Source organism: Flavobacterium sp. AJR (genome assembly GCF_002156885.1).
GTDB lineage: Bacteria > Bacteroidota > Bacteroidia > Flavobacteriales > Flavobacteriaceae > Flavobacterium.
The window spans coordinates 1-14,186 of record NZ_NCWQ01000009.1 but is presented as its reverse complement, the minus strand read 5'-3'; the positions used below and the strand labels follow the sequence as shown (position 1 = coordinate 14,186).

17 protein-coding genes are annotated in these 14,186 nt (G+C 30.6%); 12 read left to right on the top strand and 5 right to left on the bottom strand.

The genetic code is table 11. From position 1 onward, the window contains the following. Window positions 1-29: 29 nt before the first annotated feature. Window positions 30-731: a DUF1003 domain-containing protein gene (locus B8T70_RS03590; protein ID WP_039115134.1), complete on the top strand. Its 702-nt coding sequence runs from the start codon at window positions 30-32 to the stop codon at window positions 729-731. 20 nt (window positions 732-751) lie between these two features. Here B8T70_RS03590 and B8T70_RS03585 read toward each other — a convergent pair whose 3' ends face one another. After that, window positions 752-1,015, bottom strand: a complete 264-nt coding sequence (locus tag B8T70_RS03585) for a DUF2752 domain-containing protein (protein WP_369827353.1) — start codon at window positions 1,013-1,015, stop codon at window positions 752-754. A 123-nt stretch (window positions 1,016-1,138) separates the two neighbouring features. Between B8T70_RS03585 and B8T70_RS03580 the strand changes: the two genes are divergently transcribed. Further along, window positions 1,139-1,324, top strand: coding sequence for a hypothetical protein (locus B8T70_RS03580; RefSeq protein WP_039115131.1), 186 nt, complete (start codon window positions 1,139-1,141; stop codon window positions 1,322-1,324). Then, a complete protein-coding gene (locus tag B8T70_RS03575) occupies window positions 1,314-1,865 on the top strand; it encodes a Smr/MutS family protein (protein ID WP_086893939.1) in 552 nt (183 codons plus the stop codon). Before B8T70_RS03580 ends, B8T70_RS03575 begins: the two co-directional genes overlap by 11 nt. Window positions 1,866-2,040: 175 nt before the next feature. Here B8T70_RS03575 and B8T70_RS03570 read toward each other — a convergent pair whose 3' ends face one another. Further along, complete coding sequence (locus B8T70_RS03570; RefSeq protein ID WP_039115126.1) at window positions 2,041-3,033, bottom strand: hypothetical protein; 993 nt, start codon at window positions 3,031-3,033, stop codon at window positions 2,041-2,043. Window positions 3,034-3,119: 86 nt separating this feature from the next. Between B8T70_RS03570 and B8T70_RS03565 the strand changes: the two genes are divergently transcribed. Continuing rightward, complete coding sequence (locus tag B8T70_RS03565) at window positions 3,120-4,250, top strand: cysteine desulfurase family protein (RefSeq protein WP_086893938.1); 1,131 nt, start codon at window positions 3,120-3,122, stop codon at window positions 4,248-4,250. 28 nt (window positions 4,251-4,278) lie between these two features. Here the strand turns inward: B8T70_RS03565 and B8T70_RS03560 are convergent, their stop codons facing one another. Both B8T70_RS03560 and B8T70_RS03555 read right to left on the bottom strand, forming a co-directional pair. Then, entirely contained in the window at window positions 4,279-4,851 is a 573-nt protein-coding gene (locus B8T70_RS03560; protein ID WP_039115124.1) for an L-threonylcarbamoyladenylate synthase, read from the bottom strand. A 56-nt stretch (window positions 4,852-4,907) separates the two neighbouring features. Then, window positions 4,908-5,984, bottom strand: coding sequence for a DegT/DnrJ/EryC1/StrS aminotransferase family protein (locus B8T70_RS03555; RefSeq protein ID WP_086893937.1), 1,077 nt, complete (start codon window positions 5,982-5,984; stop codon window positions 4,908-4,910). A gap of 256 nt (window positions 5,985-6,240) precedes the next feature. Here B8T70_RS03555 and B8T70_RS03550 point away from each other — a divergent pair, with 256 nt between their 5' ends. From B8T70_RS03550 to B8T70_RS03520, 7 genes are all read left to right on the top strand, one after another. Then, window positions 6,241-6,471, top strand: coding sequence for a phosphopantetheine-binding protein (locus B8T70_RS03550; RefSeq protein WP_035621212.1), 231 nt, complete (start codon window positions 6,241-6,243; stop codon window positions 6,469-6,471). Window positions 6,472-6,476: 5 nt separating this feature from the next. Then, window positions 6,477-7,532 carry a 3-oxoacyl-ACP synthase III family protein gene (locus tag B8T70_RS03545; RefSeq protein ID WP_086893936.1) on the top strand — a complete coding sequence of 352 codons (1,056 nt, stop codon included), beginning with the start codon at window positions 6,477-6,479 and terminating at the stop codon, window positions 7,530-7,532. Continuing rightward, complete coding sequence (locus tag B8T70_RS03540; RefSeq protein ID WP_086893935.1) at window positions 7,529-8,617, top strand: aromatic ring-hydroxylating dioxygenase subunit alpha; 1,089 nt, start codon at window positions 7,529-7,531, stop codon at window positions 8,615-8,617. Before B8T70_RS03545 ends, B8T70_RS03540 begins: the two co-directional genes overlap by 4 nt. Further along, window positions 8,617-9,360 (top strand): SDR family NAD(P)-dependent oxidoreductase, encoded by a 744-nt coding sequence (locus B8T70_RS03535; RefSeq protein WP_086893934.1) that lies wholly within the window; start codon window positions 8,617-8,619, stop codon window positions 9,358-9,360. Before B8T70_RS03540 ends, B8T70_RS03535 begins: the two co-directional genes overlap by 1 nt. Before the next feature lie 8 nt (window positions 9,361-9,368). Continuing rightward, a complete protein-coding gene (locus B8T70_RS03530) occupies window positions 9,369-10,379 on the top strand; it encodes a ketoacyl-ACP synthase III (RefSeq protein WP_086893933.1) in 1,011 nt (336 codons plus the stop codon). Continuing rightward, complete coding sequence (locus tag B8T70_RS03525; protein WP_086893932.1) at window positions 10,379-11,014, top strand: acetyltransferase; 636 nt, start codon at window positions 10,379-10,381, stop codon at window positions 11,012-11,014. Before B8T70_RS03530 ends, B8T70_RS03525 begins: the two co-directional genes overlap by 1 nt. Before the next feature lie 77 nt (window positions 11,015-11,091). Further along, complete coding sequence (locus tag B8T70_RS03520) at window positions 11,092-12,048, top strand: glycosyltransferase (protein WP_086893931.1); 957 nt, start codon at window positions 11,092-11,094, stop codon at window positions 12,046-12,048. Here B8T70_RS03520 and B8T70_RS03515 read toward each other — a convergent pair whose 3' ends face one another. Next, on the bottom strand, window positions 12,049-13,065 hold the full coding sequence (locus tag B8T70_RS03515; RefSeq protein ID WP_086893930.1) for a glycosyltransferase family 2 protein: 1,017 nt from the start codon (window positions 13,063-13,065) through the stop codon (window positions 12,049-12,051). Window positions 13,066-13,180: 115 nt separating this feature from the next. Here B8T70_RS03515 and B8T70_RS03510 point away from each other — a divergent pair, with 115 nt between their 5' ends. Beyond that, window positions 13,181-14,044: a hypothetical protein gene (locus tag B8T70_RS03510; RefSeq protein WP_039115122.1), complete on the top strand. Its 864-nt coding sequence runs from the start codon at window positions 13,181-13,183 to the stop codon at window positions 14,042-14,044. Window positions 14,045-14,186: the final 142 nt, after the last annotated feature.

The following is a 14,186-nucleotide window of genomic DNA, read 5'->3' as shown; positions in this document are numbered from 1 at the left end:
AGAGTAAATTAGCTTATAAAATTATTAAAATGAAAACAAACGGAATGTTTAAAAGTACACTTTCACATATTTCTTATCCTGAGAGTGAAAAAGTATCAGGAAAATCCATTCAGAGCCCAATTTTCGCATTAATTGTTGCTGCTTATCCGTTATTTACCCGAGAAGGATATATTTCGATACATGAATTAAATGTATTTCGAGAAAAATATATTTCGAATTATTTATCTGAAGAGATTGGAGTACTTTCTAATCTTGAAAAGAATGTAATTGGATCTTTAACGGATGAAAAACTTTTAGTAAGTGCTGTTGAAGATGATATGGGGCCAAGAAGTTTTGGTCAAAAAATAGCAGATAAAGTTGCTGATTTTGGAGGAAGTTGGACTTTCATTATTCTGTTTGTAGTTTTTATAATGTTATGGATTTCCATTAATATTTATATTTTGACAAATAAAGGTTTTGATCCCTATCCGTTTATTTTACTTAATTTGATTTTGTCATGTGTTGCCGCTTTGCAAGCTCCAGTAATTATGATGAGCCAAAATCGTCAGGAGGAAAAAGATCGTGACAGGGCTAAAAAGGATTATATGATTAACCTAAAATCAGAATTAGAAATAAGAATGATGCATGAAAAATTAGACCATTTAATTTTGCATCAACAACAAGAATTAATCGAAATTCAGAAAGTGCAAATTGAAATGATTAATGATATTTTGAACCAGATAAAAAAATAATTATTCTGATTTGTGAAGAATTAATAATAGTGTTTGTACGCATAACCTAATATCATTATCACGCTATTTATGATGCCAAAAATCCAAAGAGGTTTTTTGTAATTTCGACTTTTATCAAAAAAATATAAAGCAATAATTATTAAGAATAATAGGCTTGTATAAAGCGCTGGATACATCTCAAAAGCTGCTTTAAAATCACCTTTAAAAAGTAGGAATAAAGCGCGCTGGAAACCGCATCCTAAACACTCTATCCCAAAGAGTGTTTTGCTTAAGCATGGCAGCATATATTTTTCTAGATTCAAGAGATTTGTTTTTTACAATTTTACAAAAAATATTCGAATGCGTTTCAAGAATAATTAGATCGTATTTTAAAGTTGATTACTTTTGGATTCTGATAACGTATTAAAATGAAAAAACTAAGAATCCCAATAATGATAATTGCAATTTTAATTGCATTATATGAACAGTCATCTGCGGATAAAAATATTTATATTACAATTATTGCGATTGTAATTTTTATGATAGGGATGATGCAGTTAAGTGCAAAAACGCCAAGTAAAAATCAAGATAAAGAAGAGGAAGATGTTGAATAAAGGAGACAAGGTTTCGGTTCTGGACGAAGCTATAAATGGAGTAGTGTTATCGACTAAAAATAACGAGGTAACGATAGAAACTGAGGACGGATTTACGATGACATTTTTTGTCAACGAGTTAATTAAGATTCATGATTCCAGTAACTTAATGAATTCTATTAAAAGAATTGATATAAGTGAGGTTTCAAAAGAGAAAGAAGAGCCAAAAGCAAGGAGTTTTGTGAAAGAACGCAAGGATAAACGTGAAATTCCTGCCCCAGAATTTGATTTGCATATCGAAAAATTAGTGCCAAATAAACGCGGAATGTCTAACTATGATATTTTGACTTTGCAGACAGAAACGGCAAAACGACACATTGAGTTTGCAATTAGAAATCGTATTCCTAAAATTGTTTTTATTCATGGTGTTGGCGAAGGGATTTTAAAAGCCGAACTTGATTTTTTGTTAGGACGTTATGACGGAATCAATTTTCAGGACGCCAATTATCAAAAATATGGCTTAGGAGCAACTGAAGTTTATTTTGTGCAAAATGCTAAATAAGGTATATTTTAAGGCATAAAATAAATTAGTATTAAGCATAAAAAAACGTCTGTTTTTAAAGAGAATTTCAATTTGAAACTCAATTTAAAAACAGACGTTTTTGTAAGAATTATTTTTTCTAAGTATGGGTAGCAACATTCGAAAAAGGGATTTTTTGAATGTTGTTTTTTTTGTTTTATTTACTGGTTGTTATTTCGCCTAAGACAAAAGCATCACCTAGTTTGAACACATTAGTTCCTTTCTGTAAAGAAACTTTTTTAAGTGTTATTGTATGTAAAAAACCTGTGCTTCCTATACCTGTAGTCTTAACTTCTATAATACCACTTTGTTCAGCAATACCATTTATACCTGCCCAAATTTGAGTTACTGAAGGACTAGTTGGAGGGATGGCTTTACAGAAATAATCTTTTGTTAAAACACCTCCTTTATAAGTACGATATATTACTTTGTTTGTTGTGTCATTGATTAATCCAGTTCTAGGAGCATCAGGAGGAGTAACTTCGTTTACTATTAAACTAGGGTCAATATTATCGATAGTAATTGATTCACTAGATCCAGCATTATAATTGTATACTTGTTTTAACTCAGTGCATTGTCCTGCGTTTGACGCAAGAAAAGGTTGTGCTAAAGTAGCAGGTGTAACGGTCGTATTATAATCTCCGAATGAAAATGTTTGATAAGTTTGAGGCCCACTAGGTTTATCAAATGTAATATTATTAAAAACGATGTTATAGTTGTATCCTGTTATACGAGTACTATTATTGGTTTCATTGGTTACAATAATAGGAGATGTGAGAACTCTAATTAACCCTGAAGTTGCTATCCATTCTTCAATTACATTAGGAGTTGCGGGCGGGATAACAGCGCAAATATTATTTTCCTCAATTTTACCATTATAGGCGCGATAAATAACACGATGATCGGTAAGGTTGATGTCGTAAAATTTTGGTACTATATTTGGCTCTCCTCCAAAAATGGTTTTAGGTACGTAGAGTAATAATGATTCCTTCTCTTTTAGTTTAAAAAGTAGAGAGCTTAGAACTGTATCATCAGTAGGACAATTTAATGTTTTAGTATCTTCAAAATTAATGAGATCAACCGATAAATCTCCATCGTCACAACCGTTTAATAGAAAGGCAAATAATAGTATGCTTGCAATTTTTTTCATTATGTTTTTATTTGGGTCAAAAATAGTGAAAAAATTGATAATTGATATTTAAGAATAGACAATTGATATTTCATAACTTTGCCACAATGAAAAAAGTATACCTCGATAACGCCTCTACAACTGCCATACGTCCAGAAGTCATTCAGGAAATGACAAAAGTAATGACAGAAGATTATGGAAATGCATCATCGCCACACAGTTCTGGACGTAATGCTAAGACAATTTTAGAACTTTCAAGAAAAAGTATAGCTAAACAATTTAATTGTTCGGCACAAGAGATTATTTTTACCTCTGGTGGTACCGAAGCTAATAATTGGATACTTCGTTCAGCTGTAAAGGATTTAAAAGTTGAACGTATTATTACTACCAAAATCGAGCATCATGCCGTTTTGCATACTGTTTTGGTATTAGAATCAGAATATAATATTCAGGTTGATTATGTAAATATTAATTCTGATGGATCAATAGATTTAACTCATTTATCAAATTTACTTTCAGATGAGAAAAAAACATTGGTGAGTTTAATGCACGTTAATAACGAAACTGGGACTGTTTTAGACCTAGAAAGAGTAAGTGTTATATGTAAGCAATACGATGTGCTATTTCATTCGGATACGGTGCAATCTGTAGGTAAGGCAAAAATTGATTTACAAAGTAATTTGCTAGATTTTATTGTTGCAAGCGCTCATAAATTTCATGGACCAAAAGGAATTGGTTTTGCTTTTGTTCGAAAAAATTCAGGATTACAACCATTACTTTTTGGAGGAGAGCAAGAAAAAGGCTTGCGAGCAGGAACAGAGGCTGTACATCAGATTGCAGGTATGGCTAAAGCTTTGACACTTTCGTATGAAAACTTAGATAATGAAAAAAAATATATTTTAGATTTAAAAACCTATTTAATTACTCAATTAGAGAAAGAGTTGCCAGGTTTTAGAATTAACGGAACAAAAGATGATTTCTATACAATCTTGAATGTAATATTGCCTTTTTCGGTAGACAAAACATCGATGTTGTTGTTTAATCTGGATATGAAAGGAATTGCTGTTTCTAGAGGAAGTGCTTGTCAGTCTGGAAGTATTAGACCATCACATGTTTTAAAAGAAATGCTTTCGGAAGCTGATTTAAAACTTCCGAATTTGCGAATTTCTTTAAGTCATTATAATACCAAGGAAGATATTGATTGGTTGATAGAAAGTTTGAAACTAATTGATAATTAACAATTGTTAATTATCAATTAGTTCTAAATTACTTACGGATTACTTTTACTTGAGAATCACTTGTAAGTTTTATAATTGTAGATGGTTTTCCTGCTACTTTATCGTGATATAGGTTTACTACATAATCAACTCCCTTAATGATTTCAGGATTAATGTCTTTGAAAGCTATTGGTGTAGGTTGTCCAGAAATATTAGCCGAAGTTGATACTAGAGGCTTTTTCATTCGCTCTAAAAGTTTAAAACAAAAAGGCTCTTTTACTATTCTAATTCCTAGAGAATTATCTGGAGCAATAATATTTGGAGCTACATTTCGGGGTTTGTCTAAGATAATCGTTGTTGGTTTTTCAGACAAATCCATAATTTGCCAAGCTACTTCAGGAATATCTTTAAATACATTATACATCATTTTTTCGCCATTCATTAGGCAAATCATGCTTTGAGTTTCGGCTCTTTGTTTCAGTTTGTATATTTTGGCAACAGCTTCAGGATTTGTTGCATCACAACCAATTCCCCAAACAGTATCAGTTGGGTAAAGTATAATTCCGCCATTTTTAATGACTTCATAGGCGTTGAGAATTTCAGTGTTTATGTCTTGACTCATAAAGTTTGGATATTAAATGAGAGATAAATTTTCATGATAGCAGCGTATAACTGATACTATGATACTTCTTTGTTTATAATTTGAACAATTTTTTCTAAATCTTCAGGAGTAAGTCCTACGTAAAGTGGTAAACAAACTATTCTTGATGCAATAGATTCAGATATTGGCATTGCATCGCCTTTTGTGTAATCAATAGTGTTTAGCGATGGGTAAAAATAACGTCTAGGAACTATATTTTCTTTTTGTAATTCTTCCTGAACTCTCAATAATGTTGTTTCAGAATCAAAAAGTAAAGGATAATAACTATGATTCCATTCTGTGTTTTCTCTAATTTTTATGCTTTTTAAGTTGCTGAAATTTAGATTTTCATTATAAAAATCAGTTACTTTTTTTCTTTCGGTAATAATGTGTTTCATATATGGGAAAATCGCTAATCCCATAGCCGATTGTAATTCAGAAATTTTAGCATTAATCCCAAGGCCATGAAAAGCAAGAGGTCCATTATGACCAAAATTATGACTGTAAAATAATTGATGATGTATTTCTTTGTCATTACAGAACATCGCTCCACCTTCTCCTGTGTGAAATAATTTTGTTGCATGAAAACTACAAGTGCTTACATCTCCAAAATTAAAGAGAGATTGGTTGTTGTATTTAACGCCAAAACAATGTGCAGCATCATAAATAACCTTAAGGTTATGTTTTTTTGCAATAGATTCTATAGCAGTTACGTGACATGGATTTCCGAAGACATGAGTGGCTAATATTGCCGTAGTTCTTGGAGTTATTGCGGCTTCGATTTTGGTTTCATCTATAGTTAGATACTCAGGATGAATGTCTACAAAAACAGGTTTGCAATTTTCCCACACAATTGCAGCCGAAGTGGCAACATATGAAAAAGGAGTTGTTATTATTTCGCCTCCTTTGCCAAATAATTTTAATGCAATTTGTATCGGGATTGTACCGTTATTAGTAATTGTTAGGTTAGAAACACTAAGATAATCTTTAAGTTTTTGTTCTAATTCTAATGTCAGTTCACCACGGTTTGTGAGCCAAGCTTTATCCCACGCACGTTTTACATAAGAATTGTATTCTTCTTGTGGAGGTAAAAAAGTTTTGGTTACAGGAATCATTTAATTATGGATTTAGTGAGTTTAATTAACCGTTAAGGGTAAACTATTGTTATATTTGCGGGGTAAAAATAGGAAAAGAAACCTAATTTATTAGTATAAGTCAATATTATAAAAGAAGAAGAAATATTCTTAATGTCAGACTTGTTTGAAGAACAATATTTTAAGAGTAGTTTTTTCCTGTACAACAAGAATATTTTTTATAGACTTATTACAGAATTTAGATACATAATAAACCCAAAATAAAATTAAGAATAATATGGAAATCAACACTTTTTTGCAAAATTTTGCAGATATTTTAGATGATACGGATGCAACATTAATAAAACAAGAAACTGTTTTTAGAGATTTAGAAGAATGGGATTCATTAACAGCCTTATCATTAATTGCTATGGCGGATGAAGAATATTCGGTAAAATTAACGGGAGATGATATTAAATCTTCAAATACATTAAACGATATCTTCGAAATAATAAAAAATAAAGGGTAATTGAAATGGCTACTTTTTCAGTAAATAATATTGCAATAAAAGGTATTTCATGTTGCGTTCCGAAAAACACAGAACGTAATATTGATTTAGATATATTGACACAAGAAGAAATTCAGAAATTCATTGATGCAACAGGCGTTGAAGAACGACGTATTGCAACTAAGGAAATTTGTACTTCTGATTTATGTTGTGAGGCTGCTGAAAAATTAATCAAAGATTTAAATTGGCAGAAAGAAGAAATAGAAATCTTAGTTTTTGTTTCTCAAACTGCCGATTATATTTTACCCGTTTCTGCGGCTATACTTCAGGACAGATTAGGATTATCGACAAATTGTATTGCTTTTGATGTGCCATTAGGGTGTTCAGGGTATGTTTATGGTATGTCGATAATTGCTAGTATGATGAATTCAACAGGAATTAAAAAAGGATTGCTTTTGGCTGGAGACACCAGTAGTAAATTACTTTCGAAATCAGATAAAAGTACCGTTCCACTTTTTGGAGATGGAGGTAGTGCAACAGCATTTGAGCTTGATGAAAAAGCAGAGCGTTTGCTTTTTGATTTAGGTACAGATGGTTCAGGTTATAAAACGATAATCGTAAATGATGGAGGTTCTAGAAACAGAACAAATTCTGAGTCCTTGACCTATCATACTATTTCGCCAGGAATCGAAAGAAATGCTTGTCAGCTAATTTTGGACGGAATGGATGTTTTTAGTTTTGGGATCTCACAGGCTCCTAAGACCGTAAATAAACTTATCGAAAAATTTGAAATTGATAAAGATGCCATAAATCATTTTGTATTTCATCAGGCAAATTTGATGATGAACAAAATGATTGTTAAAAAACTAAAACTACCCGTTGAGAAAGTTCCTTATTCTTTGAAAGAATTTGGAAACACATCTTCTACAACAATTCCTTTAACAATAGTAACGGAATTAAAAGATAGTCTTGCTAATACTAGTCAGGATTTGATTTTATGCGGATTTGGAGTTGGTTTATCTTGGGGAACAGCCAGAGTTAGGTTGGATAATGTTATGATTTCAGATTTGATAGAAATATGACCAAAAATTTAAATTACGTAGACGAAGTGGTTTATCAAAAAGAGAAAGCTTTGTTTTTTGATGAATCCTGGATATTAGTTGCTCATAAAAATGAATTATTAAACAATAATGATTTTGTAACTTTTGAGTACTATGGAGATAAAATTTTTGTCCAAAACTTTAATGGTACAATAAAGTCTTTTCAGAATGTGTGTTTGCACAGATTTAATACAATACATCAGGAACCTTATGGAAATAGAGTTTCTTCTTGCTTATACCATAATTGGACCTATGGCAAAAAAGGTAATGTAGTAGGTCTTATGTGTCGAAACTCATTTGAGAAAGATAACATAAATGAATTAAGGCTTAAAGAATACGAAGTTGGTTATTGTGGTGATTTTATTTTTATAAAATTAAATAATCAGCTAGATAAAAATTTAGAAGAGTATTTAGGGAATATATTTACTCCGCTAGAAGATATAAGCAAGCATTTTGGGACAAAAACAATCGATTATACAATTGAACACAATGTAAATTGGAAACTTTTGGTCGAAAATGTTTTAGAGTGCTACCATTGTACATCTGTACATGAAAATTCATTTGCAAAAATGGGATTTGGTTCAGTATCTCCCGAAAAATTTGATTTTTATAATGCACATAGCTGGTGCGAATTTCCAAAAGGAGAAAGCGCAAAACAGAGTAAAATTATTGAAAAGTCATTATCAGGCAGAACATTTAAAACACAGGGATATTTACATTTTTATATCTATCCTAATGCATTTATAAGTTCGGTAGAAGGAAAAGGGTTTTATTTTGGCTTTATGCTTCCCGAGTCACCTTCTAAAACAAATTTAAGAGTACGTTATTTCTCTCCAAAATTTGATAAAGACCTAAGCGAGTCAGAGCAAAATATTATTGATTTTATTAATAATAGCTCCAATGAATCCTTGGATTTAGTTTTAAATGAAGATAAAAAAATCATTGAAAATATTCAGTCGAATTTAGTGAATTTTAAAGACAGCTCACCAATATTTGGAGATGAAGAATTTAGAATTTTAAAGTTTTACGAATATTTTAATGGTAAAAAAGAATTAAAAGATATATAATGAATCCATTTGATTTATCAGGAAAAAAAATAATAGTAACCGGAGCCTCTTCGGGGATTGGTTATGAAACTTGTTTAGCAATAACAAGACAAGGAGGAACTTTTATAGCTATAGCAAGACGTAAAGATTTTCTCGAAAAATTAATAGAGGAATGTGGTAATGAAAACAGTTTTATAGTTGCCGATTTATCTAAAATGGAAGATATTAAAGCTATTGTTGATACTATCGAAAACGTAGATGGAATTGTGCATTCAGCAGGAGTTGTAACATTAGCCCCAGTTAAATTTTATTCAGAAGAATTAATGAATGAGATGCGATCGATAAATTTTGACTCAATTGTATATCTAATCAATTTAATTTTCAAAAAGAAAAAAATAAATAAAGGAAGTTCAATTGTTTTAGTTTCATCGATTGCAGGTTTGTTTGGCATGAAAGGAAACGGAATTTATGCTGCAAGCAAAGGAGCATTAATTGCAATCTCAAAAGTTTGGGCAGCTGAATTTGCTACAAGTAAAACGCGTGTAAATTGTGTTTCACCAGGAATGGTTAAAACTGAAATAACATCTAAGTCTATTGAAGATTTATCTTTAGAAGTAATTCAGCAAGATGAAAAGAAATACCCTTTAGGTTATGGAGATCCAATTCAGGTTGCCAACCCAATCGTTTTTTTACTATCTGATGCAAGTAGTTGGATTACGGGACAAAATATAGTTTTAGACGGAGGAAGAACATCAACGATATAATTCTGACAATGAAAGCTAATATAAAAGCCATTTCGTATTATTTACCCGAAGCTATTTTATCTAATGATTTAATTAATCAGGAATTTCCAGAATGGGATATTGAAAAAATCAGTTCAAAAACTGGAATTAATTCTCGCCACATAAGCGCAAATGATGAGTTTTCATCAGACATGGCTGTGAAAGCTGCCGAGAAATTATTTGCTGAGCATAATATAGATAAATCGACTATAGATTTTTTATTGTTTTGTACACAGAGCCCTGATTATTTTTTACCAACTACAGCCTGTATTATTCAGGAAAAATTAAACTTAAATACCACTATAGGAGCCTTAGATTTTAATTTAGGATGCTCCGGATTTGTATATGGCTTGAGTTTAGCAAAAGGGCTGATTGCTGGAGGAATGGCAAAAAATGTTTTGTTGATTACTTCAGAAACCTATTCAAAATTTATTCACCCTAAAGACAAAAGCAATAAAACAATTTTTGGAGATGCTGCTGCTGCAACATTAATAAGTAGTGAAGAAGGATTTTGCTCTATTGGTGATTTTATCTTTGGAACGGACGGAAAAGGAGCAGAGAATCTAATTGTAAAACAAGGAGGAATGCGTTTTCCTGTTTCAAACAATAATGAAGATATTTCTGATGAGTTTGGAAATGTCCGAAATGACAAAAATTTATTCATGAATGGAACCGAAATCTTCAACTTTACAGGAGAGTTTGTTCCGAAACTTACTGAGGCCATTTTAGAGAAATCTAATCTAACCAAAGATGATATAGATTTGTTTATTTTTCATCAAGCGAATAAGTATATGCTTAATCATTTGAGAAAAAAAATCAAAATACCAGAAGAAAAATTCTTTATCTCAATGCAACATTGTGGTAATACCGTTTCATCTACAATTCCGATAGCATTGTATGAAGCCCAAAAAGAAAATAGATTAGCAAATTGTCATAATTTGATAATAGCCGGTTTTGGAGTAGGATATTCTTGGGCAGCATGTAATTTAATAATTGAGTAATGAAGAATTTAATAATAATAGGAGCAAGAGGATATGGTCGTGAGGTTCATGACTTAGCAAAACAATGTTCGGGATATAATACTGAATATGTTTTAAAAGGTTTTTTGGATGATAAATCTGATGCGCTTGCGGGATTTGAAAATTACCCAGAAATTATTTCATCAGTCGAGAGTTATGAAATTCAAGAGAATGATGTTTTTGTTTGCGCATTAGGAAGTGTAAAATGGAAAAAACATTATGTAGAACTAATTTTGGACAAAGGAGGAAAGTTTATTAACTTAATTCACCCTTCGGTAATTTTAAACACGAATGCAGTTATAGGTAATGGATTGATAGCTTTTATGAACTCCAATATAAGTAATGATTGTGTGATAGAAGATTTTGTTACAATACAAGGTTTTGTAGGATTAGGACATGATACAAAGTTGGGTAAATGGTCTCATTTAAACGCTTATTGTTTTACGGGAGGGTTTGTGGTGTTAGAAGAAGAAGTTTGTTTAAATACAAGAGCTACAATATTACCAAATGTAGTTGTACGCAAAGGAGCTACAGTTGGTGCGGCAAGTTTAGTTATTAGGAATGTAAAAGAGAATACAACAGTTTTTGGAGTTCCTGCCAAAAAACTTGAATTTTAAATTAAATACAAAAGAAAACGTAGGCTTTTTAATAGAGATATTAAGCAGATAGTTAACTACATTTTAGATATAATTTCATGAAAGATCAACATAATATTATTTTAAATTGGAAAGGTAATCCAGAACAACCCTTGGTAAGTATTTTGTGTGATACATACAATCACGAAGGATTTATTCAGGAAACTCTTGAAGGTTTTTTAAGCCAAGAAACGACATTTCCTTTTGAGATAATTATACATGATGATGCTTCTACAGATAAAACTGCGACTATCGTAAAAGAGTTTGTAGATAGATATCCATTAATCATTAAGCCTATCTTTCAGAAAGAAAATCAATATTCTAAAAAAGTTAATTTTTGGAGTGATCTTACTTTTCCGATGGCACAAGGAAAATATATTGCTTTGTGTGAAGGAGATGATTATTGGATTGATACATCGAAGTTACAAAAGCAAGTTGATTTTTTAGAAAGCAATGATGATTATGTAATAACATGGACTGATTTTTTTACTAAAAAAGGAACAGAATTAGTTCCTAATGATTTTAAGGATACTTTGCCTTCAGTTTATACTATTGATTTTGATAATCTTTTTGTTCCTTATTGTACCTATACTTTAACTTGTCTTTTTAGAAAATCGGCGGTTGATCCACTTGATTATAAAAAGTTTACTTACGGAAAGGATAATACACTTTATTCTTTGGCATTATGTCACGGAAAAGGTGCTTATATGAATTTTAAAAGTGCCGTTTATAGATGGCATCCAGGAGGAATATATTCTTTAAAATCTGCTTTCTTTCAGCGATATTCATCATATCTCAATCTAAAAGAAATATACGAATGTATTCCAGAAGCCAGAACAAAGAATGTGGCAAAAATTATGAATTCATTATTGAAATATTCAGCACAGGAAGCTTTGAAATTAGTTAAAGATAAAAATCAAGATAAAACAGAACCTAAAAAAGCAATCAAAGCATTTTTAGCGAATGCTGGTTTTTTAACTAAAATAAAATTTCTTTGGCGTTATATTAAAACCTAATTATTTCTTCAGGTTAATTATAGATTTAAATAAAAGAACAATTTTGTCCAGCCCATTTATTTTCTGGAAAAGTTTATTCTCATTTTTTCTTAAATGATTATAATAGGAAATATTATAGTTGCTAGCATTACGAATTGTACGTATTAATGTCCTGTTTATGTGTTCTTCAAGTTGAGGATGATCAAAGTTTTTTAGTTTTTCATTTTGTGAAAGTAAAAATTTAGAAGCATTTATAATTTCAATTACTTCGTCAGTAACGAGTCCTCTTTTTATAGAAAGTGCATTTATGTAAAAATCTATTTTAGGATCAGCAGGATTTATCCCAAATTCTGTCATTTGGTTTGCTTTTACTCTTTTTATAGATTTATTTACATTGTCAATTTTTGTCTTGCTAATGTTATTATTATGCTGTCTATAATTTAATAAAGATTCTTGGATATTGTGAAACTTAGTTTTAGGCAACAACCTGCTCCATAAATCATAATCTTCAACAGGGACATAATCATTATTAAATTCTAAATTATTTAAAGCGTCTTTTTTTAGCATAACTGTTGGGTTTCCGATACCGCAGCTATGTAAAAATGAAATTTTTATGTGGTCATGATCTTCACCATGTCTGATAACTTTATTTTGCTTTGATCCAAAAAAGGTAAACCACGTTCCGCATACTCCAATCTCGGGATTGTTTTTTAGAACTTCTACTTGTTTCTCAAAGCGATTTGGTAAAGCAATATCATCGGCATCCATAAGGGCAATAAAATCTCCTTTTGCAATCTGCATTCCTTCATTTCTAAGGTTTGCAGGACCAACGTTTATTTTTTTGTCAATTATAATAATTCTTGAATCTTTCTGCTGGCATTGTTTAATTACTTCTAAACTATTATCGGTAGATTTATCATTCAGGATTAGTAATTCAAAGTCAGTATATGTTTGGTTCAGAATGCTTTCTATGCTTTCTTTTAAAAAAGGCTCTGCATTATATACGGGCATTATAACAGAGATTTTTGGAGTGTGCATGATATTTGTTATTAACAGAAAAACGCAAATATATAATATTACTTTTTCAATTGAGGTTAGCTCTAAAAATAATTTTAATTAATATTAGTACATTTGTACCTTTAAATATAGATAAATGAAAAAAATTCAAGTTGGCTTTTTGGTTTCTTATGATTATAGTTATCTTAAAACTGCTCTTCCTCAAGTATATAAAGAATCAGATTCAATTTTTTTAGCAATTGATAAAGAAAGAAAAACTTGGAAAGGGGAGTCTTTTATTATAGAAGACGAATTTTTTCAATGGATTAAAGCAGTAGACGTAGATTCGAAAATTCAGATTATAGAAGAGAATTTTTATTGCCCAGAACTAAACAGTATGGAATGTGAAGTTCGTGAACGTAAAATATTATCTGAAAAAATGGGTATTGGTAATTGGTTAATCCAATTAGATTGTGATGAGTATTTTTTAAAATTTAAAGAATTTGTTGCTTTTTTAAGAACTAAAGATCATTTTCTTGACAACCCTGAGAAAAATCAAGTTCAAATATCTCCTTATCTGATAAATCTTTATAAGAGAGTTGATAGTGGTATGTTGTATGTTGAAAAAACATCAAAAGTTATTGTAGCTACAAACTATCCGAGTTATAAGATTGGAAGAAGAACACGTAAGAGGGTAATTTATTATAAAGGATTGGTTCTTCACGAATGTGTATCGCGCTCAAAGGAAGAATTAGAGATGAAGTTCAGCAATTGGGGGCACGACTTTGAGATTAATAAAAAGGCGCTTATAGAAAAATGGGAAAGTGTAAATGAGAATAATTACAAAACTATATTCGATTTTTATTATTTAGAGCCAGAAAGATGGAAAAGACTAGAATTTGTTAAAGGAACTACGTTTGAAGAAATAAAAGAGAATCTGGATCTTGAAAAGATAATGCCTACCTCTTTTTTTATATGGAAAAAGAACTTTGGACAATGGTTTAAAGATTTCTTTGTATAATCGTACTATGTATAAAATTTAAAAAGTAGCAGCAAGTTTTTATTCAAGACTTGCTGTTTCTTTATACTTTATTTATGAAAACAGGATATTAATTTGAAGTGTTAACTTCTATGCGTATTTTTGTTTTTTTATAAAAATCTAC

Coding starts and splice junctions, on each gene's coding strand:
- B8T70_RS03590 (WP_039115134.1), top strand. CDS start 30: ATGAAAACAAACGGAATGTTTAAAAGTACACTTTCACATATTTCTTAT.
- B8T70_RS03515 (WP_086893930.1), bottom strand. CDS start 13,065: ATGCACACTCCAAAAATCTCTGTTATAATGCCCGTATATAATGCAGAG.
- B8T70_RS03555 (WP_086893937.1), bottom strand. CDS start 5,984: ATGATTCCTGTAACCAAAACTTTTTTACCTCCACAAGAAGAATACAAT.
- B8T70_RS03525 (WP_086893932.1), top strand. CDS start 10,379: ATGAAGAATTTAATAATAATAGGAGCAAGAGGATATGGTCGTGAGGTT.
- B8T70_RS03510 (WP_039115122.1), top strand. CDS start 13,181: ATGAAAAAAATTCAAGTTGGCTTTTTGGTTTCTTATGATTATAGTTAT.
- B8T70_RS03565 (WP_086893938.1), top strand. CDS start 3,120: ATGAAAAAAGTATACCTCGATAACGCCTCTACAACTGCCATACGTCCA.
- B8T70_RS03545 (WP_086893936.1), top strand. CDS start 6,477: ATGGCTACTTTTTCAGTAAATAATATTGCAATAAAAGGTATTTCATGT.
- B8T70_RS03575 (WP_086893939.1), top strand. CDS start 1,314: ATGTTGAATAAAGGAGACAAGGTTTCGGTTCTGGACGAAGCTATAAAT.
- B8T70_RS03560 (WP_039115124.1), bottom strand. CDS start 4,851: ATGAGTCAAGACATAAACACTGAAATTCTCAACGCCTATGAAGTCATT.
- B8T70_RS03585 (WP_369827353.1), bottom strand. CDS start 1,015: ATGCTGCCATGCTTAAGCAAAACACTCTTTGGGATAGAGTGTTTAGGA.
- B8T70_RS03580 (WP_039115131.1), top strand. CDS start 1,139: ATGAAAAAACTAAGAATCCCAATAATGATAATTGCAATTTTAATTGCA.
- B8T70_RS03570 (WP_039115126.1), bottom strand. CDS start 3,033: ATGAAAAAAATTGCAAGCATACTATTATTTGCCTTTCTATTAAACGGT.
- B8T70_RS03540 (WP_086893935.1), top strand. CDS start 7,529: ATGACCAAAAATTTAAATTACGTAGACGAAGTGGTTTATCAAAAAGAG.
- B8T70_RS03535 (WP_086893934.1), top strand. CDS start 8,617: ATGAATCCATTTGATTTATCAGGAAAAAAAATAATAGTAACCGGAGCC.
- B8T70_RS03550 (WP_035621212.1), top strand. CDS start 6,241: ATGGAAATCAACACTTTTTTGCAAAATTTTGCAGATATTTTAGATGAT.
- B8T70_RS03520 (WP_086893931.1), top strand. CDS start 11,092: ATGAAAGATCAACATAATATTATTTTAAATTGGAAAGGTAATCCAGAA.
- B8T70_RS03530 (WP_086893933.1), top strand. CDS start 9,369: ATGAAAGCTAATATAAAAGCCATTTCGTATTATTTACCCGAAGCTATT.